Below are 25,526 nucleotides of genomic sequence, written 5' to 3'. Positions count from 1 at the left end.
CCACCGACCAGGAGCATCCCGATGTCCATCGAAAAGGTTCTGTACACCGCCCAGGCCACCTCCACCGGCGGCCGTGAAGGCCGTTCCGTCTCCTCCGACAACGTGCTGGACATCCAGCTGTCGACCCCGCGCGAGCTGGGCGGCGCCGGCGGTCCGGGCACCAACCCGGAACAGCTGTTCGCGGCTGGCTACTCGGCCTGCTTCCTGGGCGCACTGAAGTTCGTGGCCGGCCAGGCCAAGGTCGCGCTGCCGGCCGACACCACCGTGACCGGCAAGGTCGGCATCGGCCAGATCCCGACCGGCTTCGGCATCGAAGCCGAGCTGACCATCAACGTGCCGGGCGTACCGCGCGAGCAGGTGGAAGAGCTGGTGCAGAAGGCGCACATCGTGTGCCCGTATTCCAACGCCACCCGCGGCAACATCGACGTGACGCTGATCGTTGCCTGATGCGGTGCTGCCGGCCAGCGGTCGGCACTACCAACATGAAAGGCAAAAAAATGGGCGAATGCCGGTCGAAACCGGGCATCCGCCCATCCCACCTCGGGTGGGCCCCGGCGCGCGGCCAGGGACGCATTCGCTACGGCGCGCATCCATCCTTCTGGAGGAGAGCCCCCTTGTTGTTCAAGGGGGTGCGCCAACGGCGCGGCGATAAGGTGGAATGCGCGGACCAGCGACCGGTTACCGGTCGCTGGTGATGAGCTGCACGACGCTGGAGAAATCCAGCTTGCCGCGGCCGGCCTGGTGGTTCATCGAGTACAGGTTGCGGGCCACTTCGCCCAGCGGGATCGAGGCGCCGACACTCATCGCCGCTTCCACCGCCAGGCCCATGTCCTTCAGCATCAGGTCGCTGCCGAAGCCGCCGCTGTAACCGCGCGAGGCCGGCGCATTCTCCAGCACGCCCGGCCACGGGTTGCACACTTCGGTGGCCCAGCTGCGGCCGGTGCTGACTGCCATCATCTGCGACAGCACCTTCGGGTCCAGCCCGTGCGCCACGCCCAGGGCGATGGCTTCACCGGTCACCGCCATGATCACGCCCAGCGCCATGTTGTTGCACAGCTTGGCCACCTGGCCGGCACCGCTGGCGCCCACGTGGAAGATGTTCTTCCCCATCGCCTGCAGCACCGGACGGGCGCGTTCCAGCGCGTCCTCTTCGCCACCGACGATGAAGGTCAGGGTGCCGGCCTGGGCACCGGCGGTACCGCCGGACACCGGTGCGTCGAGCATCTGCAGGCCACGCGCGGCGGCGGCTTCAGAAACCTTGCGGGCGCTGGCCGGTGCGATCGTGCTGCAGTCGATGACCAGTGCACCGGCGGGAATCGCGGCGAGGATGCCGTCGTCGCCCAGGTACACGCCTTCGACGTGGCGGCTGGCCGGCAGCATCGAGATCACCACCTCGGCATCGGCCAGGGTTTCGCGCGCCGATGCCGCCGCGCTGGCGCCGGCATCGACGGCGGCCTGCACCGCGGCCGGGACCAGATCGAACACGCGCACGGTATGGCCGTTCTTGACCAGATTGGCGGCCATCGGGCCACCCATGTTGCCCAACCCGATGAATGCAATGCGGCTCATGCAAGGCTCCTTTCAACAAGGGGAGTGCCCAGGTCGGCCAGCGGATGCGCGGCATCGGCCCAGGGGGAAGCGAAGAAGGTGTCGGCCCACGCGCCGCTGGCCTCGGCCAGCGTGGCCGGGTTCCATTGCGGATTGCGGTCCTTGTCGATCAGCAGCGCGCGGATGCCTTCGGCGAAATCGCCGTGGGCGGCGCAGTGCAGCGCGGTGATGTACTCCAGCCGGTAGACGCTGGCCAGGTCCTGGCCGGCGCTGCGGCGCTGCAGTTCAAAGGCCAGCCGCGCCGAACCCGGCGCACCAGCAACGAGGGTCTTCTGTGCCGCCTGCAGCCACGCATCGTCGGTCTGCAGGCCGGCAATGCGCGCAACGATGGCTTCAAGGTCATCGCCTTCGCACAACGCATCGACCTGCGCCGCGTGGGCCAGCAGTGGACCGGTGGCGGCATCGCTGGCATGCGACTGCAGCAGATGGGTCAGGCGTTCTTGGTTGTGTGCGGCATCACTGGACCAGGCCACCTGCAGTAGCGCATCGAACACTGCACTGCGGCGCTCTTCGGCCACGTGCACGTCGGCCAAGCCGGCGTAGATGGCATCGCCCGGGTTGAGCAGTGCGCCGGTCAGGGCCAGGAACAGGCCGCCCTTGCCCGGCACGCGCGGCAGCAGCCAGCTGCCACCGACATCGGGGAACAGGCCAACAGTGATTTCCGGGAAGGCCAACTTGGAGCGCTCGCTGACCACGCGGTGGCTGGCGCCGGACATCAGGCCGATGCCGCCGCCCATCACGATGCCATGACCCCAGCACAGGATCGGCTTGGCGTAGGTGTGAATGAGGTAATCGACGCGGTATTCAACGTCGAAGAACTCAGCGGCGTAGTCGTTCTCGCGGATGTCGCTGCGGCCGGCCTCACGGAAGGCGACCATGGCCTTGTACAGGCTGTGCAGGTCGCCGCCGGCGCAGAACGCCTTTTCGCCGGCGCCCTGCAGCACCACCATGGCGATGCCGTCGTCGTCGGCCCAGGCATTCAACTGCTTCAGCAGCAGGTGCGCCATCGGCAGCGAGAATCCGTTGAGCGTGCGCGGCGCGTTGAGCGTGGCGATGCCGATACGCGTGCCGTTGCCGGCCACGCGCTCTTCGAACAGCACCGGTGCGTCGTCGGCAGCGGTGTCGGTGCTCATGCGTTCTTCCACTGCGCGGTGCGCTTTTCCAGGAAGGCAGTCACGCCCTCGACCTGGTCGGCGGTGTCGAACAGGTCGACGAAGGCTTCGCGCTCGGCCACCAGCGCCGAGGCGTGGGTGCCGGTGCGGGTGGACTGCACCAGGGTCTTGCAGGCGGCGATGCTGGTTGGGCTCTGCTTGCCGGCCTTCTTCGCCCATTCCAGCGCCAGTGCCTTGGCTTCGCCCTTGCCAACCTTTTCTTCGGCAAGGCCGATGCGCAGTGCGGTCTCGGCAGTGATGCGCTCACCCAGCAGGATCATGCGCTTGGCCCAGCCCTCGCCCACCAGGCGCGGCAGGTTCTGGGTGCCGCCGGCGCACGGCAGCAGGCCGACGGTGGCCTCCGGCAGCGCGACCTGGGCATGGTCTTCGATGATGCGCAGGTCGCAGGCCAGCGCACATTCCAGGCCGCCACCCATCGCATAGCCGTTGATCGCGGCGATGGACACGCCACGGAAACCGGACAGCGCTTCGAAGGCTTCACCGAAGCGGCGCGCGGCTTCACGTGCAGCGGCCTTGTCACCGGAGGCGAACTGGTTGAGGTCGGCACCGGCGGAGAAGAACTTCTCGCCGTCACCGGTGATCACCAGCGCGTAGATCTCGCGGTCCGCATTGAGCGCACCGACCAGGTCACGCAGCGCCGACAGGCTGTGCACGGTCCAGGTATGCGCGGGCGGGTTGTGCAGGGTGACCACGGCGATGTGACCATCCACCTCGACCTTCAGGCCCACGTGCTCCTGGGTACGCCAATCCTTCATCGCAGTTCCTCTTCGGTGTTGAGCAGGTGACGGGCAACGATCACCCGCATGATCTCGTTGGTGCCTTCCAGGATCTGGTGCACGCGGCAGTCACGCAGCAGGCGCTCGATCGGGTATTCGCGGATGTAGCCGTAGCCACCGTGGATCTGCAGTGCTTCATTGCAGACGTTGAAACCCGCATCGGTGGCAAAACGCTTGGCCATCGCGCACCAGACATTGGCATCGCTGGCACCGGCATCGAGCTTGCGCGCGGCGGTGTGCACCATCTGCCGCGCGGCCACCAGCTGCGTGACCATGTCGGCCAGCTTGAACTGCAGTGCCTGGAACTCGGCCAGCGCCTTGCCGAACTGGCGGCGCTCGCCCATGTAGCGGCGTGCGGCATCCAGCGCACCCTGCGCAGCACCGAGCGAGCAGGCCGCGATATTGATGCGGCCGCCATCGAGCCCCTTCATCGCCAGCTTGAAGCCGCCGCCTTCCTCTCCCAGAAGGTGGCTGACCGGCACGCGGACGTTTTCGAAGGTGATGCCACGGGTGGGCTGGCTGTTCCAGCCCATCTTTTCTTCCTTGCGGCCGAAGCTGATGCCCGGCAGGTCGGCCGGCACCGCGATGGCGCTGACCCCACTCGCACCGGCACCGCCGGTACGCGCCATCACCACCAGCAGCTCGGTGGCACCAGCGCCGGAGATGAATGCCTTGGAGCCGTTCAGCACATAGAAATCGCCATCGCGCACGGCGGTGGTCTTCAGCGAGGCCGCATCGGAACCGGCGCCCGGCTCGGTCAGGCAGTACGAGGCCAGCTTGTTGCCCGAAGACAGGTCGGTGCCCCACGCATCGCGCAGTGCCGGCTGGCCCCACTTGGACACCATCCACGACGCCATGTTGTGGATGCTGATGTAGGCCGCGGTCGACGGATCGACGTTGGCGAGCTCCTCGATGACGACGGCGGCGTCCAGTCGGCTCAGGCCGCTGCCGCCCACTTCCGGGTCCATGTACAGGCCGCAGAAGCCCAGTTCACCGGCCTTGGCGATCGCCTCGCGCGGAAAGATGCCCTCCGCATCCCATCGCGCGGCGTGCGGCGCCAGTTCGGCCTGTGCGAAGTCGCGCGCAGCCTCGCGATACGCCTGCTGTGCTTCTTCCAGTTCCGTCGTCATCGAGTGGCTCATGGCTGCTCCTGCCGTTACTTCAGGCTGATCGTGGTGTTGACGCCGTGGCTGAGCGTCTCGTCATCGAACCAGCGCGCGGTGACCGTCTTGGTCTGGGTGTAGAACAGCACCACCTGCTTGCCGTACGGGCCCAGGTCGCCCAGCTTGGAGGCGCGCGAACCGGTGAACGAGAACAGCGGCACCGGCACCGGGATCGGCACGTTGATGCCGACCTGACCGACGTCGATGTCTTCCTGGAACTTGCGCGCGGCGGCGCCGGACTGGGTGAACAGTGCGGTGCCGTTGCCGTTGGGGTTGCTGTTGACCATCGCGATGGCGTCTTCCAGCGTTTCCGCTTCGAGGATGACCAGCACCGGCCCGAAGATTTCTTCCTGGTAGATGCGCATGTCGGTGGTGACACCGGCAAAGATGGTCGGGCCGACGAAGTTGCCCTTCTCGAAGCCATCGACCTGCGGCTTGCGGCCGTCGAGCACCAGCTGCGCGCCCTGCTCCACACCCGAGGCGATCAGGCCTTCCACGCGCTCGCGGGCGCTGCAGGAAATGACCGGACCCACGTCGGTACCGGACACGGTGCCGCCGCTGACCTTCAGGGTCTTGGCCTTGGTCACCAGGTCCTGCACCCAGCTGCGTGCTTCACCGACCAGCACCAGGGTGGAGGCGGCCATGCAGCGCTGGCCAGCGGCACCGAAGGCGGCACCGACCATCGCATTGAGGGTCTGTTCCTTGTTGGCGTCCGGCAGCACCACAGCGTGGTTCTTGGCGCCCATCATGCACTGCACGCGCTTGCCGGCCAGCGAGGCGCGGTTGTAGACGTGGGTGCCGACGCGGGTGGAACCCACGAACGAGACAGCCTTGATGTCCGGGTGGTCGCAGATCGCGTTGACCACTTCCTCGCCACCGTGGACGACGTTCAGCACGCCCTTCGGAATGCCGGCTTCCAGCGCCAGTTCGACCAGGCGCATGGTGACCATCGGGTCCTGCTCGGACGGCTTGAGGATGAAGGTGTTGCCGGTGGCGATGGCCATCGGGAACATCCACAGCGGGATCATCGCCGGGAAGTTGAACGGGGTGATGCCGGCGCACACGCCCAGCGGCTGCATGAACGTGTAGGTATCCACGCCATTGGCCACGTTGTTGGCCAGCTCGCCCAGCTGCAGGTTGCCGATGGCGGCGGCGTGCTCGACCACTTCCAGGCCGCGGAACACATCGCCTTCGGCGTCCGGCAGGGTCTTGCCCTGTTCGGCGGTGAGAATGTGGGCCAGCTCGCTCATGTTCTCGCGGATCAGCTGCTGGTACTTCAGGAAGATGCGCGCACGGGTGCCGATCGGGGTCTTGCGCCAGGTCTTGAAGGCTTCCTTGGCGGCGGCGACGGCGGCGTCCACTTCGCCGGTGGTGGCGAACGGCACCTTGGCCAGCACGTCCTGGGTGGCCGGATTGATCACGTCCTGCCAGTGGGAGGTGGCCGATTCAACGAACTGGCCATCGATCAGCATGCGGATACGGGGCGCTGCAACAGTCATGACGACAATCCCACAGGGTGCGAAAGATGCTTGGCATTATTCACAGCACCCACCTCGATTTCCGGGCTGAATCCGCTTAATCTGGCCAACACGCCAGACGATTCATGTTAATTCTGTGAATTATTCAGCCACCCAGCGACAACTTGGCCTGCGCCTGCTGCGGCTGCGCGAGCAGCGTGGTTACAGCCAGGCCGACCTGGCGCGGGCGCTGGGGCTGTCGGCCAGCTACCTGAACCAGATCGAGCGCAACAAGCGCCCGTTGACGCCGGCGGTGCAGAAAAAGCTGGGTGAGGTGTTGGGCGACGTTTCCTCGCTGTTCGACGAGGATGAGCCCGCCGCGCTGCAGGAAGCGCTGGGCGAGACCCTGCGCGACCTGGGCCTGGCCGAAGTCAGCGCCACCGAACTGCGCGCCCTGGCCGGCAACCTGCCGCAGGTCAGCCGCGCCCTGCTGGACCTGCATCGGCGCCACCTGGCGCTGCGCGAACATGCCGCCGCCCTGGAATTCCAGCTGGGCGAGCCGGGTGCCGGCAGCACCCTGCCCGCCGGTGACCAGGTGCGCGAGTTCTTCAACCGCATGCACAACCACATCCCCGAGCTGGACGAACTGGCCGAGCGCCTGTTCGCCGAGTGGGGGCTGTCGCCCGGGCATGTGGCACCACGCCTGCGCCAGCTGCTGGCCGACCGCCATGGCGTGCTGGTGGAAGTGGCGGCGCTGCAGGCCGGGCGCGAGAAGCGCCAGTTCGATGCCGGTGCACGGCGGCTGTGGCTGCCCGATTACCTGGAACCGGGCCAGCAGGCATTCCAGATGGCCGCCGAACTGGCCCTGCACGGCTACCTGCCGCAGATCGATGCGGTGGTGGCGCGTGCCGGCTTCACCGATGAGGCACGCATCGCGCAGGCGCGCATCGGCCTGTCGAACTATTTCGCCGGCGCGCTGGTGATGCCGTACATGCGCTTCCTGCGTGCGGCCGAGGCCAGCAGCTACGACATCGAACTGCTGGCGCATCAGTTCGGCGTCGGCTTCGAGGCGGTGTGCCATCGGCTGAGCACACTGGCACGGCGCAGTGCGCCGGGGCTGCCGTTCTTCTTCATCCGCGTGGACCGTGCGGGCAATGTGTCCAAGCGCCATTCGGCCACCGATTTCCATTTCTCGCAGGTGGGTGGGTCGTGCCCGCTGTGGATCGTCTACGAGGCGTTCAACCAGCCCGGGCGCATCCTGACCCAGACCGCGCGCATGCCCGACGGGCGCCGCCATTTCTGGCTGGCACGGCAGGTCAGCAGCGGGCCGGTGGGGCATGGCCAGCCGCGCAAGACCTTCGCGGTGGCGCTGGGCTGCGACCTGCAGCATGCCGAGCGGCTGGTGTATTCGCTGGGGCTGGATGTGCAGAGCCCGGGCAATTCGGTGTCGATTGGCCCGGGCTGCCGGGTGTGCCCGCGCGAGGACTGCATGCAGCGCGCGTTCGCGCAATTGCCGGGGCGGTAGGGTTGGTTCGGCAGGGCTGCGCCCTGCACCTGCAGAGGCCGAAGCAACGGCAACGGCAACGGCAAAAAGCTGGCATTCCGTGGGATGGCGGGGTGGATCCGGTTGCGGGGGACGCCGTAAACCCGTCCTTGGGGGCTTGGCCGCGGCATCCATGCCGCGGACACCCCGCAATCCGACACCACCCCGCCTTCGACAGTTTCCTTCCATCTGGAACGACGTATTGCTCTGGTAGGTGTCGACCTTGGTCGACACGGTGGATCCACGCCATGCGTGGATGTTCTTCGATGAACGTTCGAAATATTCGATTTCGATGGGGTTCCATCCACGCAAGGCGTGGATCTACTACCGGGTCAGTAGATCGGCGTCACCTTCATCTGCGGCAACGGGCGCGGTGCGCCGTCGGTGAGGTCGGGGCCGAGGTCCTCCCAGCTGCGACCCTGTTCGACCATCAACCCCCACAGCTGCTGCGAGGCCAGCCGCTTGTCTTCCGAACCCAGCTTGTATGACGGTGGCGTCGGCTGGCCAGTGGCAACCATCGCGTACGCCGCGCGGTAGGCCAGCACCTGCTGCGCCGGGTCATCGGTGCGCGCCACTTCCAGCGTGTAGCGCTGGTAGGCCGAGGCCAGGTTGCGCCAGCGGATCCAGTAGTGGTTCTCGAACGAGAATGAGCAGAAGCGCGCGCCCGCCAGGCTGCCCTTGTCGGCGATGCGGGTCAGCACCTCCTGCGGCATGTCCAGGTTCATGCCGCCTTCGTCGCCCTGCAGGCTGACGTGCACGATGCGGTCGCGGTAACCCGGCGCGCGCGCCTGCAGCAGATCGCGCCAGTTCTGCATGGTCGCCACCACCGCGAACAGGAAACGCCCCAGTTCCGCGGCCGCCAACGGCGTGGCGATCGACTGATAGGTGCGCTGCCAGCCATGACGGTTTTCGGTGGGCAGGAACACCGCGTGTTCCAGCGACTGGCGGCCAGTGCTGCCGTGGCTCACGTCTTCGGCGTGCTGCGGGTAGACCAGGTTGATGGCGAAGGTCGGCCAGCGCGGCAAGGCGGCATCGAACAGATGGATCGGGAAGTTGCTGCTGATGCCGCCATCGGAGAACCAGCAGATGCGGAAGGCGGTGATCACCGGGCCACAGGTCTGCCCGGCACTGGTCAGCCCTTCCATGCTGTCGGCCACGTTGTGCTCCTGGTCGGCGGCAGGCGCGGTGGGTTCGCAGCGACGCTCGCGCCGCGAGGGCTCATGCAGCGGCACCGCGCTGATCAGCAACGGGAAGCTCAGGCTCATGCGCGTGGCCACCAGCACCGGCAGCTTCGGGCCCTGCGGCAGGTGGTAGTACCGTCGCCCCTCCACCTCCAACGGCGGGCCAGCTTGATCCACCAGCCACTGCACCACGCTGGCCGGGAACAGCTGCTCGAACTCCTCGCGCAGGAACCAGAACTGCGCGCCACCCAGCGGCAGCGTACGCGGCTCGTTGTGCGACACACAGGTGGTGATCATCTGCAGGCTGATCGCATGCGGGCTGTCCGGCTCGCCGGCATAGCGCGGCGCATCGTGCAGGTCGGCGAAGGTGAGCGGTGCATCCAGCGGCTTGCCGGACAACTGCTGCAGGCACTCGTGCAGCCACTCGGTCAACGCCGGCTTGCGTGCATCACGGCCGAGGCCGCTGCACAGGCCCAGCAGATTGCGCCGCGCCACCCGCGCCACCCGCAGCGCGGCACCGGCCACGCCGGCACCGTAAGCGCACAGCAGCGACGGCAGCAGCGTGGCGGCCACGCCGCTCCAGCCACCGCCCCACCAGCCCAGGCCGAGCAGCAGCGCCAGCGACACCAGCACTTCCAGCGGCGCGATCTCGAACACGGCAACGGCCAGGCACAGCAGCTTGTGCGGCAGGCGGGCATTGCCGGTCAGCACCACCAGCAGCCGATAGGCCGCACGCGCGCCCCGTGCCGGCTGGAACAGGCTGTAGATGAAGCCGCGCCGCGACAGCTGCGCCGACACCGCCGACAACCCGCCATAGCCGGCATCGCCAGGCAGGTGCTCGCCAGCCTGCTGGCGGCGATCACCGCAGGCCGCCGCGGCCGCCACCGCCGCAGCAATAGCGCCGGCCGAGGTGCCGCCGATGCTCTTGAAGCGATACTCGCGCGCCAGCGCCAGTACCGCATTGGGGTACACGATGCCGCTGGTGATGCCGCCTTTCATGACCAGATCGCAGTACTTCGCCGCCACGAGCCACCTCCCGTCTGTCGATGCACAGTATGGCAAGAGGGGCTCTCACAGCCTGAGAAGCGAGCCACAGCCCTGCGCTTTGATTGGCCCTTGACCATTGCCGTCGACGCGTCCACCGTGGGCACGCCGAAGGTATCCCCGCCGTGGCGTTAATGGCGGCCGGGATTTAAACGGGAATCCGGTGAAGGCGCCTCGCGCGCCCATTCCGGAGCTGCCCCGCAGCGGTGAATGGAAACGAATCCTGCCAACAGCACTGGGCTCGCGCCTGGGAAGCGGCAGGTAGTAGGTGGGCTGCGGCCCGTGTCCATCAGCCCGAATACCGGCCCCGGCCGGGGGACACGACCGTCCCCTGATTCGACCTGGAATCTCCGCGGGGAGGTTGCCGGGGCCGCCGTCGTCCTGCGCGTGCAGGCGATGCGGCCGCGCGCGTCCTGTTCACGGTATCCGGCCAGACCTGTTCACCCACGCGCTGATGCATGGGCCACCGCCGTTGCCGGCGGTCCATGCGGTACCTGACGATGACCGAGCTCCAACGCCCTACCCTGACCCTGCCCGACGACGGCAAGCGCCTGCTGCTGCATTCATGCTGCGCGCCATGCTCCGGCGAAGTGATGGAGGCGATCACCGCCTCCGGGATCGACTATGCGATCTTCTTCTACAACCCCAACATCCATCCGGTGAAGGAATACGAGCTGCGCAAGCAGGAGAACATCCGCTTCGCCGAGCAGCACGGCATCCCGTTCATCGATTGCGACTACGACACCGACAACTGGTTCAGCCGTGCGCGCGGCATGGAAAACGAGCCCGAACGCGGCATCCGCTGCACGATGTGCTTCGACATGCGTTTCGAGCGCACTGCGCTGTACGCGCACGAACACGGCTATGACACCATCAGTTCTTCGCTGGGCATCTCGCGCTGGAAGAACATGGCGCAGATCAACGACTGCGGCATCCGCGCCGCGTCGCGCTACGAGGGCCTGCAGTACTGGGATTACAACTGGCGCAAGGGCGGCGGTGCCAGCCGCATGATCGAGATCAGCAAGCGCGAGCAGTTCTACCAGCAGGAGTACTGCGGCTGCGTGTACTCGCTGCGCGATGCCAACCGCCATCGCCGCGAGAATGGCCGTGAGCGGATCAAGATCGGCCTGCTGTACTACGGGCAGGACGCTGGGACGCCGCAGGGCGATTGACCTGTGCCGCCGGGGCGGCCACGCTGGTCGCCCCTTCACGTTGTAGTGGACCTGCCATGACTGCCCTGCCCGCCGATGTCGCCCTGCTGGTGATCGACCTGCAGCCAGACTTCATGCCCGGCGGTACGCTGGCCTGCGACCAGGGCGATGCGCTGGTGGTACCGATTGCCGGTCTGCTGGCGCAGCGCCGCTACCGCACCGTGGTGGCGACACAGGACTGGCACCCGGTCGACCATGCCTCGTTCGCCAGCCAGCACCCCGGCCAACGCCCCTTCGAGACCATCCTGCTGCACGCGCAGCCGCAGACCCTGTGGCCGGACCACTGCGTGCAGGGCAGCGCCGGTGCCGCCCTGCACCCGGGCGTGGACTGGACCGTGGCCGACCTGATCCTGCGCAAGGGCACGCGCCAACAGGTGGATTCGTACAGCGCCTTCCGCGAGAACCATGGCCCCGATGGCGAGCGCCCAGCTACCGGCCTGGCCGGCTGGCTGCACGAGCGCCGCATCCGCGAAGTGCACGTGTGCGGCCTGGCCCGCGATTACTGCGTGCTGTGGAGCGCGCAGGACGCAGTGAAGTCCGGCTTCCGGGTGAAGTTCCTGTGGGAGCTGACCCGGCCGGTGACCGAAGCCAATGACGCGATGGTGCGCGAGGCGCTGGGCAAGGCGGGAATCGCGATCGCCTGACGGGCGACCGCCGGGCATGGCCCGGCGCTACCGCGCACGTCGCTTATGCCGCTTGCGCGCTCCTGCCCACGACAACACAATCGATTCATCCAGCCCCCCAACTACGCCCCCCTACAGATCGCGGGACGGCCGAACCGGGGGCTTTTCACTGGATGAAATCAGGATTCGGTAGTGCCGGGCCATGCCCGGCGGACGCGGGATGGGCGATTACCGGAACACCACCGTTCGGTGCCCGTTGAGCAGGATGCGGTGCTCCACATGGCGGCGCACCGCGCGCGCCAGCACCAGCGATTCGGTATCGCTGCCCAGCCGCACCAGTTCGCGCGGTGCCATCGCGTGGTCCACGCGGGCCACGTCCTGTTCGATGATCGGGCCTTCGTCCAGATCCTCGGTGACATAGTGCGCGGTGGCACCGATGATCTTGACCCCGCGCGCGTGCGCCTGGTGATACGGCTGCGCGCCCTTGAAGCTGGGCAGGAAGCTGTGGTGGATGTTGATCGCACGGCCGGCCAGTGCGCGGCACAGCGTGGGCGACAGGATCTGCATGTAGCGCGCCAATACCACCAGATCGATGCGCTCGCGCTCGACCAGGTCGATGATCTGCTGCTCCTGCACCGCACGCGTATCGGCGGTCACCGGCAGATGGTGGAACGGCACCTGGTAGGACGCGGCCAATGGCGCGAAATCGGCGTGGTTGGACGCCACTGCCGCGATGTCGACTTTCAACTGGCCGCTGTGGGCACGGAACAGCAGATCGTTGAGGCAGTGCCCCTGCTTGCTGACCAGCACCAGCAGGCGTGCGCGGCGGCGGCCATCATGCAGCTGCCAGTCCATGTCGAAGCCTTCGGCAAGCGTGGCCATGGCGGCGTACACGGTCTCCAGCGGCAGGCTGGCATCGCGGTCGAAATGCACGCGCAGGAAGAAGCGGCCGCTCTCCTCGTCGCCGAACTGCTGGGCGTCGAGGATGTTGCAGCCGTGGTCGAACAGCAGGCCGGACACGCGGTAGACGATACCGGTACGGTCGGGGCAGGACAGGGTAAGGATGGAATCGGGGCGCATCGCCACAGTGTAGGGCAGCGCCCTGCCCAGCGGCCGGATGATCACGGATGCAACCGACCTGCTTGGTTCAGTCCCAAGCGATACTTGGAACTCCCCGTGGCAAGCTGGTCGGTCATGAACCTGTTGCAACTGATCCGCAGCTTCACCCGCACCGCAGAGACCGGCAGCATTGCTGCCGCGGCCCGCATCCTTGGCATCAGCGCCACCGCAGTCGGCCAGAACATCAACCGGCTGGAGGCGCATCTGGGGGTACGGTTGCTGAACCGAAGTACGCGCCAGCTGGCCCTCAGCGAGGCCGGCGCGCTGTACCTGGCGCAGGTGCGCCACATCGAAGCCGACCTGGCGCGCGCGCAGGCGATGGTCACCTCCGGTGACATCGAACCGGCCGGGCCGCTGCGCATCGCCAGCAGCAGCGCGTTCGGCCGCCATGTGCTTGCCCCCTTGCTGCCGTCGCTGCAGCAGCGCTACCCGCAACTGCAGCTGGAGCTGCGCCTGACCGACCGCGCCGTGCAACATGGGCCGGAAGCGGTGGATGCCAGCATCCGCATCGGTGCACAGCTGGAAGATGGCGTGGTCGCGCGGCAACTGGCACGCGTCCCGTTCGTGTTCTGTGCCTCGCCGGCCTATCTGAAAGCGCACGGCACCCCGCAGCAACCCTCCGACCTGAGCGGTCATCGCGGGCTGCTGCACCGCTTCCCCACCGATGGCCGGCCGCTGCGCTGGGGCCTGCTGAAGGATGGCCAGCGCGTGGACGCCGCGCTGCCACCAAGCATGGTCTGCGATGACATCGATGCACTGGCAACGCTTGCCGCGACCGGTGCCGGCATCACCCGGCTGGCCGCATTCGTGGCCGAGCCCTACCTGCGCGATGGCCGCCTGCAGGCGGTGTTCGGCGCCGACACGGCGTGGCGCCCGGAGCCGATGGAGGTCTATTTCTGCGTCAGCGACCGCCGCGACTTCACCGCCAAGATCCGCGCGCTGTTCGAGCACCTGCAGGCCGGCATGGCGCCGGCCTGGCGGGTGTGAGCCTCAGCGCGCCTTGAACACGCCGCGCGCGTCGCGCGGCTCGCAGCGCAGATACTGCGGCGCCGGTTCCACGCTGTCGCGCAGCGCGGCGGCGGCATGCCACGGCCAGCGCGGGTCGTAGAGGATGCCGCGCGCCAGGGCCACGGCATCGGCGTGGCGATGGCGCAGGATCGATTCGGCCTGCTCGGGCTCGGTGATCATGCCCACAGCGATGACCGGCATGCGCACCTTGGCCTTGATCGCCGCCGCGAACGGCACCTGGTAGCCCGGGCCGACGGTGATCTTCTGGCGCTCGTCCAGGCCGCCGCTGGAGACATGCAGGAAATTGCAGCCGCGCGCGTCCAGCACCTGGGCCAGCGCTTCGCTCTGCACCAGATCCCAACCACCGTCGACCCAGTCGCTGGCGGAAATGCGTACACCCACGGCGACCTTGTCGGACACTACCGCACGCACCGCGTCGAACACTTCCACCAGCAGGCGCAGGCGGTTCGGCAGCGAGCCACCATAGCCATCGGTGCGGCGGTTGCTCAGCGGCGACAGGAACTGGTGCAGCAGATAGCCGTGCGCGGCATGCAGCTCGATCAGCTCGAAGCCCAGGCGCTCGGCGCGCACCGCACTGGCGGCGAAGGCGGCGATGACCTCGGCGATGCCGGCCTCGTCCAGTTCCTGCGGTGCCGGATCGCCGGCATGGAACGGCAGCGACGACGGCGCCACGGTGGACCAGCCACGCGCATCATCGGCTGGCAACTGGCCGCCGCCGTCCCACGGGCGCTTCACCGAGGCCTTGCGGCCGGCGTGGCCGAGCTGGATGCCCAGTGGCATCGGCGACCAGCGGCGGACGCTGGCCAGCACCTGTGCCAACGCGGCTTCGGTACCGTCGTCCCACAGGCCCAGATCGGCCCAGCTGATGCGGCCGCGCGGCTCGACCGCGGTGGCTTCCAGGATCAGCAGGCCAGCGCCCGACTGCGCCAGGTTGCCCAGGTGCATGGCGTGCCAGTCGCTGGCGCGACCGTCTTCGGCGGAGTACTGGCACATCGGCGCGATGACGATGCGGTTGGACAGGGTCAGGGGGCCGAATGAAATCGGCGAGAACAGCTGGCTCAAGACGGTGATGAACGACGTAGGGGGTGCGTATTGCACCGCCGCGCGGCTCGCGGATCAACCATCTGGATGGATCGCTGTTTCGCGGGGACGCATGATGGGTAGCGCCGGGCCATGCCCGGCGAACGTGCGGCGCGGCACCCCGTTTCCGCCGGGCATGGCCCGGCGCTACCCGGTAACGAGCCCTGCAAGCGCCTCAGCGCAGTCCCGCTCATCCTTGAACTGCAGCAGGTCGTCGGCACGGGTGCGGCCGCGGTTCAGCGCCGCCACCGGCAGCCCTGCCCTGGCCGCCGCCTGCACGAAGCGGAAACCGGAATAGACCATCAGCGAAGAACCCACCACCAGCACGGCGTCTGCCTGCTGCAGGTGCTCATGCACCGCTGCCACGCGTTCACGGGGCACGTTTTCGCCGAAGAACACCACGTCCGGCTTCAGCAGGCCGCCGCAGGACGGGCAATCGGGCACCACGAAGCTGGAGAAATCGGTCTCCAGATCGGCATCGCCATCCGGGGCGATACCGGCCTGCAGCGCGTCCCAGCCCGGATTGGCGTCCAGCAGGCGCTGCTGGAAGTCCTCGCGGCCGCTGCGGCGTTCGCAGCCCATGCAGCGCACCCGATCCAGTCGGCCATGCAGGTCGATCACGTTGCAGCTGCCGGCCCGCTGGTGCAGGCCGTCCACGTTCTGGGTCAGCAGCACCTGCAGCTTGCCGCGGCTTTCCAGGGCAGCCAGGGCCTGGTGGGTGCCATTGGGCCGGGCCAGGCCGAAGCGCGGCCAGCCCAGCAGGCTGCGCGCCCAGTAGCGCTGGCGGGTGGCCGCCTCGCCCATGAAGGCCTGGTAGGTCACCGGCGGCGTGCGTTTCCACTGGCCGTCGGTATCCCGGTAATCGGGAATGCCCGAGGCGGTGCTGCAGCCCGCGCCGGTCAGCACGAACAGGCGCTGGGCGCGGTCGATGAAGTCGGTCAGTGGCGGGGTCATGGCTGCCAGATGGGGGCGCGGCGGCGCCCCCGCAAGCGCCGGTCCGTTGGCCGGGTCAGGCCGCCGGCAGCGGTGGCACCGCGATCGGGTGGCCCTCCTCGTCCAGCGCGATCATCACGAAGTGGCCGCGGGTACACAGCTTGCGCTCACCGCTATGCAGGTCTTCGGCGACCAGCTCCACCTCGACCTTCATCGAGCTGCGGCCGACTTCGACGATGCGGCCGATGGTCTCGACCATCTGGCCGATGCGGATCGGCAGCTTGAAGTCGACCTGGTCGCTGCGCGCGGTCACCACCGTGCGGCGCGAATAGCGGGCGGCGGCCAGGAAGGCCGCCTTGTCCATCCACGCCAGTGCCTGCCCACCGAACAGGGTGCCGAGGTGGTTGGTGTGGTTCGGGAAGACGATTTCGGCCATGCGCACTTCGGTGGGCGGCACGGTCTCGGGGATCGGGGTCATGGGGGTGCTTCGGTGTGTGGGGTCCGGTAATTTTATGCGACCGGCGTGACGGCCATCGGAACGCATGTGCAATGGCCACCTGGCAGCGGTGCCTGCGCAGGCCCCGCCCATGGCAGGCGCTACACTGCGCCACGCCCACCGCCAGGACCACCCATGCCCGCCACTTCCGACCTTCTGGCCTTTGCACTGGTCTCGCTGGCCATGGTGATCACGCCCGGGCCGAACATGATCTACGTCATCTCGCGCTCGATCTGCCAGGGGCCGATGGCGGGACTGATCTCGCTGGGCGGGGTGGCGCTGGGCTTCGTGTTCTACATGCTGTGCGCGGCGCTGGGCATCACCGCCCTGCTGATGACGGTACCGTTCGCCTACGACGCGCTGCGCATTGGCGGCGCGCTGTACCTGCTGTACCTGGCCTGGCAGGCGCTCAAGCCGGGTGGCCGTTCGCCGTTTGCAGTGCGCGACCTGCCGCAGGACAGCCCGCGCAAGTTGTTCACGATGGGCTTTCTGACCAATCTGCTGAACCCCAAAGTGGCGGTGATGTACCTGTCGCTGCTGCCGCAGTTCCTGCACCCGGACAGCGAAGGCAGCGTGCTGATGCAGTCGATCGTGCTGGGCTCCACCCAGATCCTGGTCAGTGTCAGCGTGAATGGCATGATCGCGCTGACCGCTGGCAGCATCGCCGGCTTCCTGGCCGCGCACCCCACCTGGCAGATGGTGCAGCGTTGGCTGATGGGCACGGTACTGGCCGGGCTGGCGGTGCGCATGACGGTGGAAGGGCGGCGATAGCCGCTCTTTGTAGAGTCGGGCCATGCTCGACTGATCTTCGCGGACAGCAGTCGAGCATGGCTCGACTCTGCAAAAGCCCGGCGCGCAACAAAAAACCCCGGCGATCGCCGGGGTTTTTCGTTGCGACAGGCTTGACCGGTTCGATCAGAAGTTCATGTCGAAGGCCACTTCGCCCTGCACGCCGACCTGGTAAGCCGAGACGCGGCGTTCGAAGAAGTTGGTCAGTTCCTGCACGTCCTGCAGTTCCATGAACGGCAGCGGGTTGCGCACGTTGTACTTCTTTTCCATGCCCAGCTTGGCGAAATGCTGGTCGGCGCAGTGCTGCAGGTACTGGCGCATGTCGCGGGTGGAAATGCCGGCCACGCCGCCGGACAGCACGTCCTCGGCGAACTGCACTTCGCACTCGATCGCCTCGGCCAGCATGTCGTAGACCTGCTGCTTCATCTCTTCGTCGAACAGGTCCGGTTCTTCCTCACGCACCACACGCACCGACTCAAACGCGAACTCCATGTGCGCGCTCTCGTCGCGGAACACCCAGTTGGTGCCCGAGGCCAGGCCCGGCAGCAGGCCACGCGAACGGAAGTAGTACACGTAGGCGAAGGCAGCGAAGAAGAACAGGCCTTCGATGCAAGCGGCGAAGCAGATCTGGTTGAGCAGGAACTGGCGGCGCTGTTCGCGGGTCTCGATGCGGGTCAGGCTCTGGATCGAGTCGATCCACTTGAAGCAGAAGTCGGCCTTCTTCTTGATCGAGTCGATGTTCTCCACCGCCGAGAACGCCTTGGCGCGCTCTTCCGGATCCGGCAGGTAATTGTCGAGCAGGGTCAGGTAGAACTGCACGTGAAGCGCTTCTTCATACAGCTGGCGCGACAGGTACATGCGCGCTTCCGGCGCATTGAGGTGCTGGTACAGGTTCAGCACCAGGTTGTTGGACACGATCGAGTCGCCGGTGGCGAAGAACGCGACCAGCCGGTGGATCAGGTGGCGCTCACCCGGCGACATCTTGCTGTGCAGGTCGGTGATGTCGATCTGGAAGTTGATCTCTTCCACCGTCCAGGTGTTCTTGATCGCATTCCGGTACATGTCATAGAACTGCGGGTAGCGCATCGGGCGCAGGGTCAGTTCAAAACCGGGATCGAGCAGCATCTGCTTGGGCTTGTCGGCCATGGGTGTCAGTTTTCCTCAATTTCAAAATGCAGAAAGCTGGGGAGAGAATACTCTCCCCAGCTGTAGATCACTTGTATTCGCGCCGCACACCCTTGAAAGGATCCTTGCTGCTAGTCTTCACATCCATGATTCGCCCATCGGGTCCACGCTTTGCGTGATGGCCGGAAGGCGTCAGGAACTGCGAGCGGTCGCGAACCGCACCAATACGAGCGTTGTTTTTCGGCGGATTAGTAGCCATCGTTAATTTACCTAAACAAAAAAGGCATCCGGACTACAACTTGACCCGCCAGCAGAACGAGATCTGGATTGCTATACTCGCTCCACTTCTTAGAGGAAGTGGCAGATCTAGACCCTCATCCGGATACGGAGTTTGGGTTTTGTGAAGCATCAGAAGGGCCCCAAGTTACCGCTTGGGGCCCTTCTTTTTTGCTTACTGGCAGGCCTCGCAGGCTTCCGGGTTTTCCAGCGAGCAGGCGATGGCTTCGTCCGGGCTGAACACCTTGGCCGGGGCCGCGCTGCTCACCGTGGTCTTGGCGATCTTGGTGGCCGGGCGCGAACGCAGGTAGTAGGTGGTCTTGATGCCCTGCTTCCAGGCGTACATGTACATGGAGGACATCGCGCCGATGTTCGGGCTTTCCATGAACAGGTTGAGCGAGGCCGACTGGTCGATGAAGGCGCCACGCTCGGCGGCCATGTCGATCAGCGAGCGCATCGGCAGTTCCCACGCGGTGCGGTAGACCTCGCGCAGCGTTTCCGGAATCTGCGCCACGCCGGCGATGGAACCTTCGGCCAGCTTGATGGCATCGCGCATGTCGGCGGTCCACAGGCCCAGCTTCTTCAGCTCGTTCACCAGGTAGCGGTTGACCTGCAGGAAGTCACCGGACAGGGTCTCGCGCTTGAACAGGTTGGACACCTGCGGCTCGACGCACTCGTAGCAGCCGGCGATCGAGGCGATGGTTGCGGTCGGGGCGATCGCGATCATCAGCGAGTTGCGCAGGCCGTGTTCCTTGATGCGCTCACGCAGGGCATCCCAGCGTGCGGTGTCTTCCGGCACCACGTTCCAGGCGTCGAACTGCAGTTCGCCGCTGGCGGCACGGGTGTCGTTGAACGACGGGTGCTTGCCGCGTTCCTGGGCCAGCTCGCAGGAGGTTTCCAGCGCGTGGAAGTAGATCGCTTCGGCAATCTTCTTCGACAGGGCGCGGGCTTCGGCGCTGTCGAACGGCAGGCGCTTGCGGAAGAACACGTCCTGCAGGCCCATGCAGCCCAGGCCGACCGGACGCCAGCGCAGGTTGGCGCGGCGGGCGGTTTCGATCGGGTAGAAGTTCAGGTCGATGACGCGGTCGAGCTGGCGCACGGCCAGGCGCACGGTCTCGGCCAGCTTCTCGAAGTCGAACTCGTTGTGCTCGTCGAAGTGGTTGCCCAGGTTGATCGAACCCAGGTTGCACACCGCGGTTTCATCGTTGGAAGTGACTTCCAGGATTTCGGTGCACAGGTTGGACAGGTGGATCACGTTGCCCGGACGCAGGGTCTGGTTGCTGGCGCGGTTGCACTTGTCCTTGAAGGTCATCCAGCCGTTGCCGGTCTCGGCCAGCGTACGCATCATGCGGGCGTACAGCTTGCGCGCGGAGATGGTGCGGTTGGCCTTGCCCTGGGCTTCGGCCTGCAGGTAGGCCTGCTCGAAGGCTTCGCCGAACAGGTCGGTGAACTCCGGCACGACGCGCGGATCGAACAGCGACCATTCCTGGTCGGCCTCGACGCGCTTCATGAACAGGTCCGGCACCCAGTTGGCCAGGTTCAGGTTGTGCGCACGGCGGGCTTCGTCACCGGTGTTGTCACGCAGCTCGAGGAAGTCCTCGATGTCGGCGTGCCAGGTTTCCAGGTACACGCAGGCCGCGCCCTTGCGCTTGCCGCCCTGGTTCACTGCGGCCACGGACGAATCCATGGTCTTCAGCCACGGCACGATGCCGTTGGAGTGGCCGTTGGTCGACTTGATCAGCGAACCACGCGAACGCACACGGGTGTAGCTGACGCCGATGCCGCCGGAGAACTTGGAAAGCTGGGCGATGTCGCCGTACTTGGAATAGATCGACTCCAGCGAGTCCTGCGGCGAGTCCAGCAGGAAGCACGAGGACAGCTGCTCGTGGGTGGTGCCGGAGTTGAACAGGGTCGGGCTGGACGGCAGGTAGTCCAGGTTGCCCATGCGCTTGTACAGCGCCAGGGTCTCGGACACGTCCTCGCTCAGCGCGCTGGCGATGCGCAGGAAGAACTGCTGCGGGGTCTCGATCACCTTGCGGGTGTGCGGGTGGCGCAGCAGGTAACGGTCGTACAGGGTGCGCAGGCCGAAGTAATCGAAGTTCAGGTCCAGCGAGATGTCGATGGCATCGTTGAGCTTGCGTGCGTTGGTCTGCACGAAGTTCAGCAGGCGGTCGTTGATCAGGCCGACTTCATGGCCACGGCTGACCGACTGCGAGAATGCGTAGATTTCCTGGCCGGAGACTTCCTTGGCGATGTAGTTGGCCAGCAGGCGCGCAGCCAGGCGGCCGTATTCGGGCTCTTCACCGATCAGCAGGGCGGCGGTGCGGATGGACAGTTCGTCCAGCTCGCGGGTGGTGGCGCCGTTGTACAGGCCGGAAATGGTGCGGGTGGCCACGCGCATCGGATCGACGGCGTGCAGGCCTTCGGAGGAACGCTGCACCGCGCGCACGATCTTGTTCAGGTCCACCAGTTCGGTCGTGCCATTGCGCTTGGTCACACTCATCGCGTTGGCCGTCGGCGGCGACGTCAACAGGAATTCGCTTTCCTTCTCGATGGTGGCGCTGGATTCGGTGGTCACGGCGTGTGTCCTCTTGGCGTGATTGGTGGGTGCTCGATGCATCGGGTGACGCAGCCCGGGACATGACAGCCCAGGATGGCAGGACGGCGTCGCAGGGGATGAGACCCTGCGCCTGCCACTGCCGTTGGCGATCGCGGATGGGTACCCCGGGCATCCCCTGGAATTGGGGTTGCTGCGACCGACGGCCACAAGATAGTGGGGGTAGTGGGGTCCGTCAACGCCAAATGTAGTGAAATTCGGCAATCCCTTGCGCCGCAAGGATCGTGCCATCGGCGCCCGGATCAGACGCTTCAGACCTGCCGGAACGGGCTGCGCAGTCAAGCCCGAAAGGCGTCATTGCGGTGGTACAACGCACCGCGAAAACGGAACAATGACAGCTTCACATGACAGTGATGAAACTGGCTAGGGACAACCCTGTGGATAGATGGTGGGCAGCCGGTGGGAATCCGGTGGACGGGTGACTTCCGGCCGGTGACGCCCGCGCGCTGACGGCGGATGCTGGCCGCTCGCTCCCGGAAAAGGATGCTCCGATGCACCTGCGGTTGCCCGCGCTGGCCCTGCTGCCCGCCCTGTTCATCGCCCCGGCGCTGGCCGCCGAGGGGCTGGACCTGCGTTCGGACCAGTGCGGCATCCATACCGACTATGACGTGCTGGTGGACAGCGGCGGCATCTGGCTGCGGCATGGCCCGCAGGCGCCGCATGAAGTGGTGTTCCACGACGGCGAGCTGAGCCTGGACGGCAGGATGGTCACGGTCAGCGCCGCCGACGCCGCCCGCCTGCGGCAGATGGAGGCCGGTGCCCGCCAGTTGATGCCGGCGGCCACCGCACTGGCCCACGAAGTCTCCGGGGTCACCTTCGATGCGCTGGACGCTGCCTTCGAGGCCATCACCGGCAAGTCCCGCAACCGCCAGATGCGGGCGATGCGCGGCGAGATGCAGGACTGGATCGACGCCAGCCTGGGCCGCGGCTACTGGGAACAGGAAGCCTTCGGCGATGGCTTCGACGCGCACATCGAGCAGATGGCCGAGACGATGGCCGGGTCGATGACCCGCAGCGTGCTGTGGCAGGTGTTCACCGGCCGCGCCGGGGCCATGGAGCGCCGCGCCGATCGCCTCGATGCCGAAGTCGACCGCCGCATGGAAGCGCGCAGCCAGCAGCTGGAAGCCAAGGCAATGGCCCTTTGCCCGCTGGTGCGTTCACTGGCAGAGGCCCACGATGCGCTGGAAGTGCGCTACCAGGGACAGCCACTGCGGCTGCTGGAGCGCGGCGAGAGCGTTCGGGTGGAGCACGGCAGCGGCTCGGGGCTGCATGTGTCGGCCGGGCCGGATGAGCGGCCGTTGGGGAGCGCGGTTGCGCCCACCCGATAGCCGCGCCGTGCTGTCGTAGAGCCGAGCCCACGCTCGGCTGCTTTTCGGCACATCATGCAAAGGCAGCCGAGCGTGGGCTCGGCTCTACAAACGGCACTACCCTCACGCCCGGTGCGGGGTGCCCAGGTATTCGGCGCTCTGCATTTCGATCAGGCGCGAGGCGGTGCGCTCGAACGCACCCTGCAGGCGCTGGCCGGTGTACAGCTCGATCGGCGAGGTGCTGGCGGTGCAGACCAGGTTGACGTGGCGGTCGTACAGCTCGTCGATCAGGTTGACGAAGCGGCGCGCGGCGTCTTCGTTCAGGCGGTCGAAGGCGGGGATGCCGCCCAGCAGCACCGTGTTGAACTCGTGCGCGATCTCGATGTAGTCCGAGGGCCCGCGCGGGCCCTCGCACAGCGCGGCGAAATCAAACCAGGCAATGCTCTTGCCGCGGCCACGGACCGGGATCTTGCGGCCCTCGATCTCGATGTTGCCGGCCTTGGCCGGCTGGCCGCCACTCAGCTCGTTCCAGCGCGTGGCCAGCCACTCATCGCTGTCGGCCGCCAGCGGTGCGCGGTACACCGGCGAGCGGGTCAGCGCGCGCATGCGGTAATCCTCGGTGCCTTCGGCGTACAACTCGACGCAGAAGCGCTGCAACAGGCCGATGGCCGGCAGGAAGCTCTCGCGCTGCAGGCCATTGAGGTACAGGTTCTCCACCGCCGTGTTGGAGGTGGTGACCAGGGTCACGCCCTCGGCGAACAGGCGCTCCAGCAACCGCGCCAGCAGCATCGCATCGCCGATGTCGGTGACGAAGAACTCGTCGAGCACCAGCACGCGCAGGTTGCTGCGCCATTCCTGGGCGATCTTCGCCAGCGGGTCGCTCTGGCCCTGGTGCTCGCGCAGGCGCTCGTGGACGCTGCGCATGAAGCGATGGAAGTGGGTGCGGTACTTCTGCTTGATCGGCAGGCCGTCGTAGAACAGGTCGACCAGGAAGGTCTTGCCGCGGCCGACGCCACCCCAGAAATACAGGCCCTTCACCGGCTCGGGCTTTTTCCAGAACGAGGACAGGCGGTCCAGCCAGCCGTCCTCGGCACTGTCCAGCAGGCCCAGGTGGATGCGGTCCAGCTCGGCCAGCGCCGCATGCTGGGCCGGGTCGTTCTGCCAGTCGCCACGGGCGACCCCTTCCGCGTACCGCTGCGACGGGGTCAACTCGGTTGCACTCATGCCGCTGCGCCCAGCCAATGTTTCACGCCGTGGGTCAGCGCGCCGCGCAGGTCGATCAGCTTGCGGTGGAAGAAGTGGCTGGTCTCGGGCATGCGCACCAGCTCATGCGGGAAGTCCAGCGTGTCCAGCCACTGGTAGACGGCCTGCGGGTCGACGATCTCGTCCTGCTCGCCCTGGATCACCAACCAGCGCGCCGGCGGTGCGATGCCATCGAAATCCCAGCGACCGGCCGGCGGCGCGATCGAGATCAGCGCTTCCGGCTGCAGCGCGGCAGCGGCCTTCAGCGACACGAACGAGCCGAAGCTGAAACCGGCCAGCCACAGGCGGTCGTCCGGACGCTGGCTGCGCACCCAGGCGGCGACGGCCTTCAGGTCATCCTGCTCGCCCACGCCGTGGTCGAACTCACCGGCCGACGCGCCAACACTGCGGAAGTTGAAGCGCACCGTGGCGATGCCCAGCTCGCGCAGGGTGGTGGCGGTCATGGTGACCACCTTGTTGTGCAGGGTGCCGCCCTCGGTGGACAGCGGATGGCAGACGATGGCCACGATCGGCTGCACCGGCGCGTCGGCCTTGGGCAGGTCGACGACCACTTCCAGCGGGCCGGCCGGGCCGTCCAGTTCGAGGCAGGCGGTTTCGCCAGGGGCGACGGGGAACGAAGGCTTGTGCATGGCACCATGATACCGTCCCCTGCCCCCGCCCTGTGCCCGCCCCATGCTCTACCTGTCCTTGGCCGTGATCTGCAGCGTGCTGGTTTCGGTGGTGTTGAAGGTGGCCGGACGCCGCCAGCTGGATGTCGCGCAGATGGTCACCTGGAACTATCTGGTGGCTGCAACGCTCACCGCCGCGGTGCTGCAGCCGCCGCTGGACGCGCTGCGCGCGCCGCATGCGCCGTGGCTGTCATTGCTGGCGCTGGCGGTGGTGCTGCCGTCGATCTTCCTGGTGCTGGGCCGCGCGGTGGCGGTGGCCGGCATCGTCCGCAGCGACGTGGCGCAGCGGCTGTCGCTGCTGCTGTCATTGGCCGCCGCGTTCCTGTTCTTCGGTCAGACCGCCACGCCGTGGAAGTTGGTCGGCCTGGCGCTGGGCCTGGTCGCCATGGTGGCGATCAGCCTGCGCCCGCGCGGACCGGCGGTGGCGTCCTCACCCGGTGGCTGGGGCTGGCTGCTGGGCGTCTGGGCCGGGTTCGCGGTGGTCGACGTGCTGCTCAAGCAGGTGGCGCTGTCCGGCACCCCGTCGATGGCGGCGGTGCTGGCCAGCTTCAGCGTGGCGTTCGTGCTGATGCTGGCGCTGCAGTTGTGGCGGCATTTCAGTGGCCGCAGCCGGCTGGCCTGGCGCAACCTCGGCGCGGGTGCGCTGCTGGGCCTGCTCAACGGCGGCAACATCCTGTTCTATGTGCATGCGCACCAGTCGATGCCGGACAGCCCGGCCACCGTGTTCGCCGGCATGAACATCGGCGTGGTGGTGCTGGGTGCACTGGTGGGCGTGTTCGCGTTCGGCGAGGCGACCACGAAGTGGAACCGCGCGGGCCTGGCACTGGCGGTGCTGGCGATCGGGTTGATCGCCTGGGGGTGAGCGTTGGTTGCGGCGGGCCATTTCCGCGCCCGCGGTGGGATGTCACTTTTCTTTTCGCGCGAAAAGAAAAGTAACCAAAAGAAACGCGCCGCCAGCCGCGAGCCGGTGCTGTGCACCGGTACCCTGCGCTTCTCGGTGAACCAGGGGACGGCGCCGAACTCGCTGCGCTCAGACATCGGCGCCT

At 67.0% G+C, this 25,526-nt stretch carries 22 protein-coding genes and 1 riboswitch; of the genes, 8 read left to right on the top strand and 14 right to left on the bottom strand.

Annotated elements, in window-relative coordinates; genetic code table 11:
• The first annotated feature begins 21 nt into the window (after positions 1-21).
• Positions 22-447, top strand: a complete 426-nt coding sequence (locus AC5P8D_RS20015; RefSeq protein ID WP_004153735.1) for an organic hydroperoxide resistance protein — start codon at positions 22-24, stop codon at positions 445-447.
• 231 nt (positions 448-678) lie between these two features.
• On the opposite strand, the gene mmsB is transcribed toward AC5P8D_RS20015, so the two are convergent.
• From mmsB to AC5P8D_RS19990, 5 genes are read right to left on the bottom strand one after another with little or no spacing between them, the layout of a single operon-like run.
• On the bottom strand, positions 679-1,569 hold the full coding sequence (gene mmsB, locus AC5P8D_RS20010; RefSeq protein ID WP_043401854.1) for a 3-hydroxyisobutyrate dehydrogenase: 891 nt from the start codon (positions 1,567-1,569) through the stop codon (positions 679-681).
• The gene (locus tag AC5P8D_RS20005) at positions 1,566-2,741 is read right to left on the bottom strand and encodes an enoyl-CoA hydratase/isomerase family protein (RefSeq protein ID WP_241888917.1); all 1,176 of its coding nucleotides are present in this window, start codon (positions 2,739-2,741) and stop codon (positions 1,566-1,568) included. Before AC5P8D_RS20005 ends, mmsB begins: the two co-directional genes overlap by 4 nt.
• A complete protein-coding gene (locus AC5P8D_RS20000) occupies positions 2,738-3,535 on the bottom strand; it encodes an enoyl-CoA hydratase (protein WP_043401857.1) in 798 nt (265 codons plus the stop codon). Before AC5P8D_RS20000 ends, AC5P8D_RS20005 begins: the two co-directional genes overlap by 4 nt.
• Positions 3,532-4,698: an acyl-CoA dehydrogenase family protein gene (locus AC5P8D_RS19995; RefSeq protein WP_049435494.1), complete on the bottom strand. Its 1,167-nt coding sequence runs from the start codon at positions 4,696-4,698 to the stop codon at positions 3,532-3,534. The genes AC5P8D_RS20000 and AC5P8D_RS19995 overlap by 4 nt, the downstream gene beginning before the upstream one ends.
• Before the next feature lie 14 nt (positions 4,699-4,712).
• Entirely contained in the window at positions 4,713-6,218 is a 1,506-nt protein-coding gene (locus AC5P8D_RS19990; RefSeq protein WP_495203597.1) for a CoA-acylating methylmalonate-semialdehyde dehydrogenase, read from the bottom strand.
• A 115-nt stretch (positions 6,219-6,333) separates the two neighbouring features.
• Here AC5P8D_RS19990 and AC5P8D_RS19985 point away from each other — a divergent pair, with 115 nt between their 5' ends.
• Entirely contained in the window at positions 6,334-7,701 is a 1,368-nt protein-coding gene (locus AC5P8D_RS19985) for a helix-turn-helix domain-containing protein (RefSeq protein ID WP_010487019.1), read from the top strand.
• Positions 7,702-8,051: 350 nt separating this feature from the next.
• Here the strand turns inward: AC5P8D_RS19985 and AC5P8D_RS19980 are convergent, their stop codons facing one another.
• The gene (locus AC5P8D_RS19980; RefSeq protein ID WP_049410081.1) at positions 8,052-9,899 is read right to left on the bottom strand and encodes a patatin-like phospholipase family protein; all 1,848 of its coding nucleotides are present in this window, start codon (positions 9,897-9,899) and stop codon (positions 8,052-8,054) included.
• Between the two features lie 154 nt (positions 9,900-10,053).
• A riboswitch (cobalamin riboswitch) is annotated at positions 10,054-10,268 on the top strand.
• A gap of 161 nt (positions 10,269-10,429) precedes the next feature.
• Between AC5P8D_RS19980 and AC5P8D_RS19975 the strand changes: the two genes are divergently transcribed.
• Both AC5P8D_RS19975 and pncA read left to right on the top strand, forming a co-directional pair.
• Positions 10,430-11,116: an epoxyqueuosine reductase QueH gene (locus AC5P8D_RS19975; RefSeq protein WP_019337787.1), complete on the top strand. Its 687-nt coding sequence runs from the start codon at positions 10,430-10,432 to the stop codon at positions 11,114-11,116.
• 56 nt (positions 11,117-11,172) lie between these two features.
• On the top strand, positions 11,173-11,799 hold the full coding sequence (gene pncA, locus AC5P8D_RS19970; protein WP_071306318.1) for a bifunctional nicotinamidase/pyrazinamidase: 627 nt from the start codon (positions 11,173-11,175) through the stop codon (positions 11,797-11,799).
• 207 nt (positions 11,800-12,006) lie between these two features.
• On the opposite strand, the gene purU is transcribed toward pncA, so the two are convergent.
• Positions 12,007-12,858 (bottom strand): formyltetrahydrofolate deformylase, encoded by an 852-nt coding sequence (gene purU, locus AC5P8D_RS19965; protein WP_099559752.1) that lies wholly within the window; start codon positions 12,856-12,858, stop codon positions 12,007-12,009.
• A 114-nt stretch (positions 12,859-12,972) separates the two neighbouring features.
• Here purU and AC5P8D_RS19960 point away from each other — a divergent pair, with 114 nt between their 5' ends.
• Entirely contained in the window at positions 12,973-13,884 is a 912-nt protein-coding gene (locus AC5P8D_RS19960; protein WP_049435484.1) for a LysR substrate-binding domain-containing protein, read from the top strand.
• A 3-nt stretch (positions 13,885-13,887) separates the two neighbouring features.
• Here AC5P8D_RS19960 and AC5P8D_RS19955 read toward each other — a convergent pair whose 3' ends face one another.
• The 3 genes from AC5P8D_RS19955 to AC5P8D_RS19945 all read right to left on the bottom strand — a co-directional run bounded on the left by AC5P8D_RS19955 (position 13,888) and on the right by AC5P8D_RS19945 (position 16,417).
• Positions 13,888-14,988, bottom strand: a complete 1,101-nt coding sequence (locus AC5P8D_RS19955) for an oxidoreductase (RefSeq protein WP_099559707.1) — start codon at positions 14,986-14,988, stop codon at positions 13,888-13,890.
• Positions 14,989-15,153: 165 nt separating this feature from the next.
• The gene (locus tag AC5P8D_RS19950; RefSeq protein ID WP_312719860.1) at positions 15,154-15,960 is read right to left on the bottom strand and encodes an NAD-dependent protein deacetylase; all 807 of its coding nucleotides are present in this window, start codon (positions 15,958-15,960) and stop codon (positions 15,154-15,156) included.
• A gap of 55 nt (positions 15,961-16,015) precedes the next feature.
• Positions 16,016-16,417, bottom strand: a complete 402-nt coding sequence (locus AC5P8D_RS19945; RefSeq protein WP_004153688.1) for an acyl-CoA thioesterase — start codon at positions 16,415-16,417, stop codon at positions 16,016-16,018.
• Positions 16,418-16,570: 153 nt separating this feature from the next.
• On the opposite strand from AC5P8D_RS19945, the gene AC5P8D_RS19940 reads away from it, so the two are divergent.
• Entirely contained in the window at positions 16,571-17,206 is a 636-nt protein-coding gene (locus tag AC5P8D_RS19940) for a LysE family translocator (RefSeq protein WP_109815145.1), read from the top strand.
• 144 nt (positions 17,207-17,350) lie between these two features.
• Here the strand turns inward: AC5P8D_RS19940 and AC5P8D_RS19935 are convergent, their stop codons facing one another.
• Both AC5P8D_RS19935 and AC5P8D_RS19930 read right to left on the bottom strand, forming a co-directional pair.
• The gene (locus AC5P8D_RS19935; protein ID WP_005407669.1) at positions 17,351-18,370 is read right to left on the bottom strand and encodes a ribonucleotide-diphosphate reductase subunit beta; all 1,020 of its coding nucleotides are present in this window, start codon (positions 18,368-18,370) and stop codon (positions 17,351-17,353) included.
• Between the two features lie 430 nt (positions 18,371-18,800).
• Complete coding sequence (locus AC5P8D_RS19930) at positions 18,801-21,203, bottom strand: ribonucleoside-diphosphate reductase subunit alpha (protein WP_049409985.1); 2,403 nt, start codon at positions 21,201-21,203, stop codon at positions 18,801-18,803.
• Positions 21,204-21,733: 530 nt separating this feature from the next.
• Here AC5P8D_RS19930 and AC5P8D_RS19925 point away from each other — a divergent pair.
• The gene (locus AC5P8D_RS19925; RefSeq protein WP_164192485.1) at positions 21,734-22,570 is read left to right on the top strand and encodes a DUF2884 family protein; all 837 of its coding nucleotides are present in this window, start codon (positions 21,734-21,736) and stop codon (positions 22,568-22,570) included.
• A gap of 102 nt (positions 22,571-22,672) precedes the next feature.
• Here the strand turns inward: AC5P8D_RS19925 and zapE are convergent, their stop codons facing one another.
• The gene (gene zapE / locus AC5P8D_RS19920; protein ID WP_029380119.1) at positions 22,673-23,773 is read right to left on the bottom strand and encodes a cell division protein ZapE; all 1,101 of its coding nucleotides are present in this window, start codon (positions 23,771-23,773) and stop codon (positions 22,673-22,675) included.
• Positions 23,770-24,441: an alpha/beta hydrolase gene (locus AC5P8D_RS19915; RefSeq protein WP_049454316.1), complete on the bottom strand. Its 672-nt coding sequence runs from the start codon at positions 24,439-24,441 to the stop codon at positions 23,770-23,772. The genes zapE and AC5P8D_RS19915 overlap by 4 nt, the downstream gene beginning before the upstream one ends.
• Before the next feature lie 43 nt (positions 24,442-24,484).
• Between AC5P8D_RS19915 and AC5P8D_RS19910 the strand changes: the two genes are divergently transcribed.
• Positions 24,485-25,342 (top strand): EamA family transporter, encoded by an 858-nt coding sequence (locus AC5P8D_RS19910; RefSeq protein ID WP_159359660.1) that lies wholly within the window; start codon positions 24,485-24,487, stop codon positions 25,340-25,342.
• Positions 25,343-25,526 lie beyond the last annotated feature (184 nt).

The organism is Stenotrophomonas sp. YJH_SMC_101-4 (assembly GCF_059370395.1).
The sequence above is the reverse complement of the archived record's forward strand: the minus strand, read 5'-3'. Positions and strand labels throughout refer to the sequence as shown.

Bases quoted from the DNA above. Each gene is read 5' to 3' on its own strand.
- AC5P8D_RS20015 (WP_004153735.1), top strand. From the start codon at position 22: ATGTCCATCGAAAAGGTTCTGTACACCGCCCAGGCCACCTCCACCGGC.
- mmsB (WP_043401854.1), bottom strand. From the start codon at position 1,569: ATGAGCCGCATTGCATTCATCGGGTTGGGCAACATGGGTGGCCCGATG.
- AC5P8D_RS20005 (WP_241888917.1), bottom strand. From the start codon at position 2,741: ATGAGCACCGACACCGCTGCCGACGACGCACCGGTGCTGTTCGAAGAG.
- AC5P8D_RS20000 (WP_043401857.1), bottom strand. From the start codon at position 3,535: ATGAAGGATTGGCGTACCCAGGAGCACGTGGGCCTGAAGGTCGAGGTG.
- AC5P8D_RS19995 (WP_049435494.1), bottom strand. From the start codon at position 4,698: ATGAGCCACTCGATGACGACGGAACTGGAAGAAGCACAGCAGGCGTAT.
- AC5P8D_RS19990 (WP_495203597.1), bottom strand. From the start codon at position 6,218: ATGACTGTTGCAGCGCCCCGTATCCGCATGCTGATCGATGGCCAGTTC.
- AC5P8D_RS19980 (WP_049410081.1), bottom strand. From the start codon at position 9,899: ATGAAAGGCGGCATCACCAGCGGCATCGTGTACCCCAATGCGGTACTG.
- AC5P8D_RS19975 (WP_019337787.1), top strand. From the start codon at position 10,430: ATGCGGTACCTGACGATGACCGAGCTCCAACGCCCTACCCTGACCCTG.
- pncA (WP_071306318.1), top strand. From the start codon at position 11,173: ATGACTGCCCTGCCCGCCGATGTCGCCCTGCTGGTGATCGACCTGCAG.
- purU (WP_099559752.1), bottom strand. From the start codon at position 12,858: ATGCGCCCCGATTCCATCCTTACCCTGTCCTGCCCCGACCGTACCGGT.
- AC5P8D_RS19960 (WP_049435484.1), top strand. From the start codon at position 12,973: ATGAACCTGTTGCAACTGATCCGCAGCTTCACCCGCACCGCAGAGACC.
- AC5P8D_RS19950 (WP_312719860.1), bottom strand. From the start codon at position 15,960: ATGACCCCGCCACTGACCGACTTCATCGACCGCGCCCAGCGCCTGTTC.
- AC5P8D_RS19945 (WP_004153688.1), bottom strand. From the start codon at position 16,417: ATGACCCCGATCCCCGAGACCGTGCCGCCCACCGAAGTGCGCATGGCC.
- AC5P8D_RS19940 (WP_109815145.1), top strand. From the start codon at position 16,571: ATGCCCGCCACTTCCGACCTTCTGGCCTTTGCACTGGTCTCGCTGGCC.
- AC5P8D_RS19935 (WP_005407669.1), bottom strand. From the start codon at position 18,370: ATGGCCGACAAGCCCAAGCAGATGCTGCTCGATCCCGGTTTTGAACTG.
- AC5P8D_RS19925 (WP_164192485.1), top strand. From the start codon at position 21,734: ATGCACCTGCGGTTGCCCGCGCTGGCCCTGCTGCCCGCCCTGTTCATC.
- zapE (WP_029380119.1), bottom strand. From the start codon at position 23,773: ATGAGTGCAACCGAGTTGACCCCGTCGCAGCGGTACGCGGAAGGGGTC.
- AC5P8D_RS19915 (WP_049454316.1), bottom strand. From the start codon at position 24,441: ATGCACAAGCCTTCGTTCCCCGTCGCCCCTGGCGAAACCGCCTGCCTC.
- AC5P8D_RS19910 (WP_159359660.1), top strand. From the start codon at position 24,485: ATGCTCTACCTGTCCTTGGCCGTGATCTGCAGCGTGCTGGTTTCGGTG.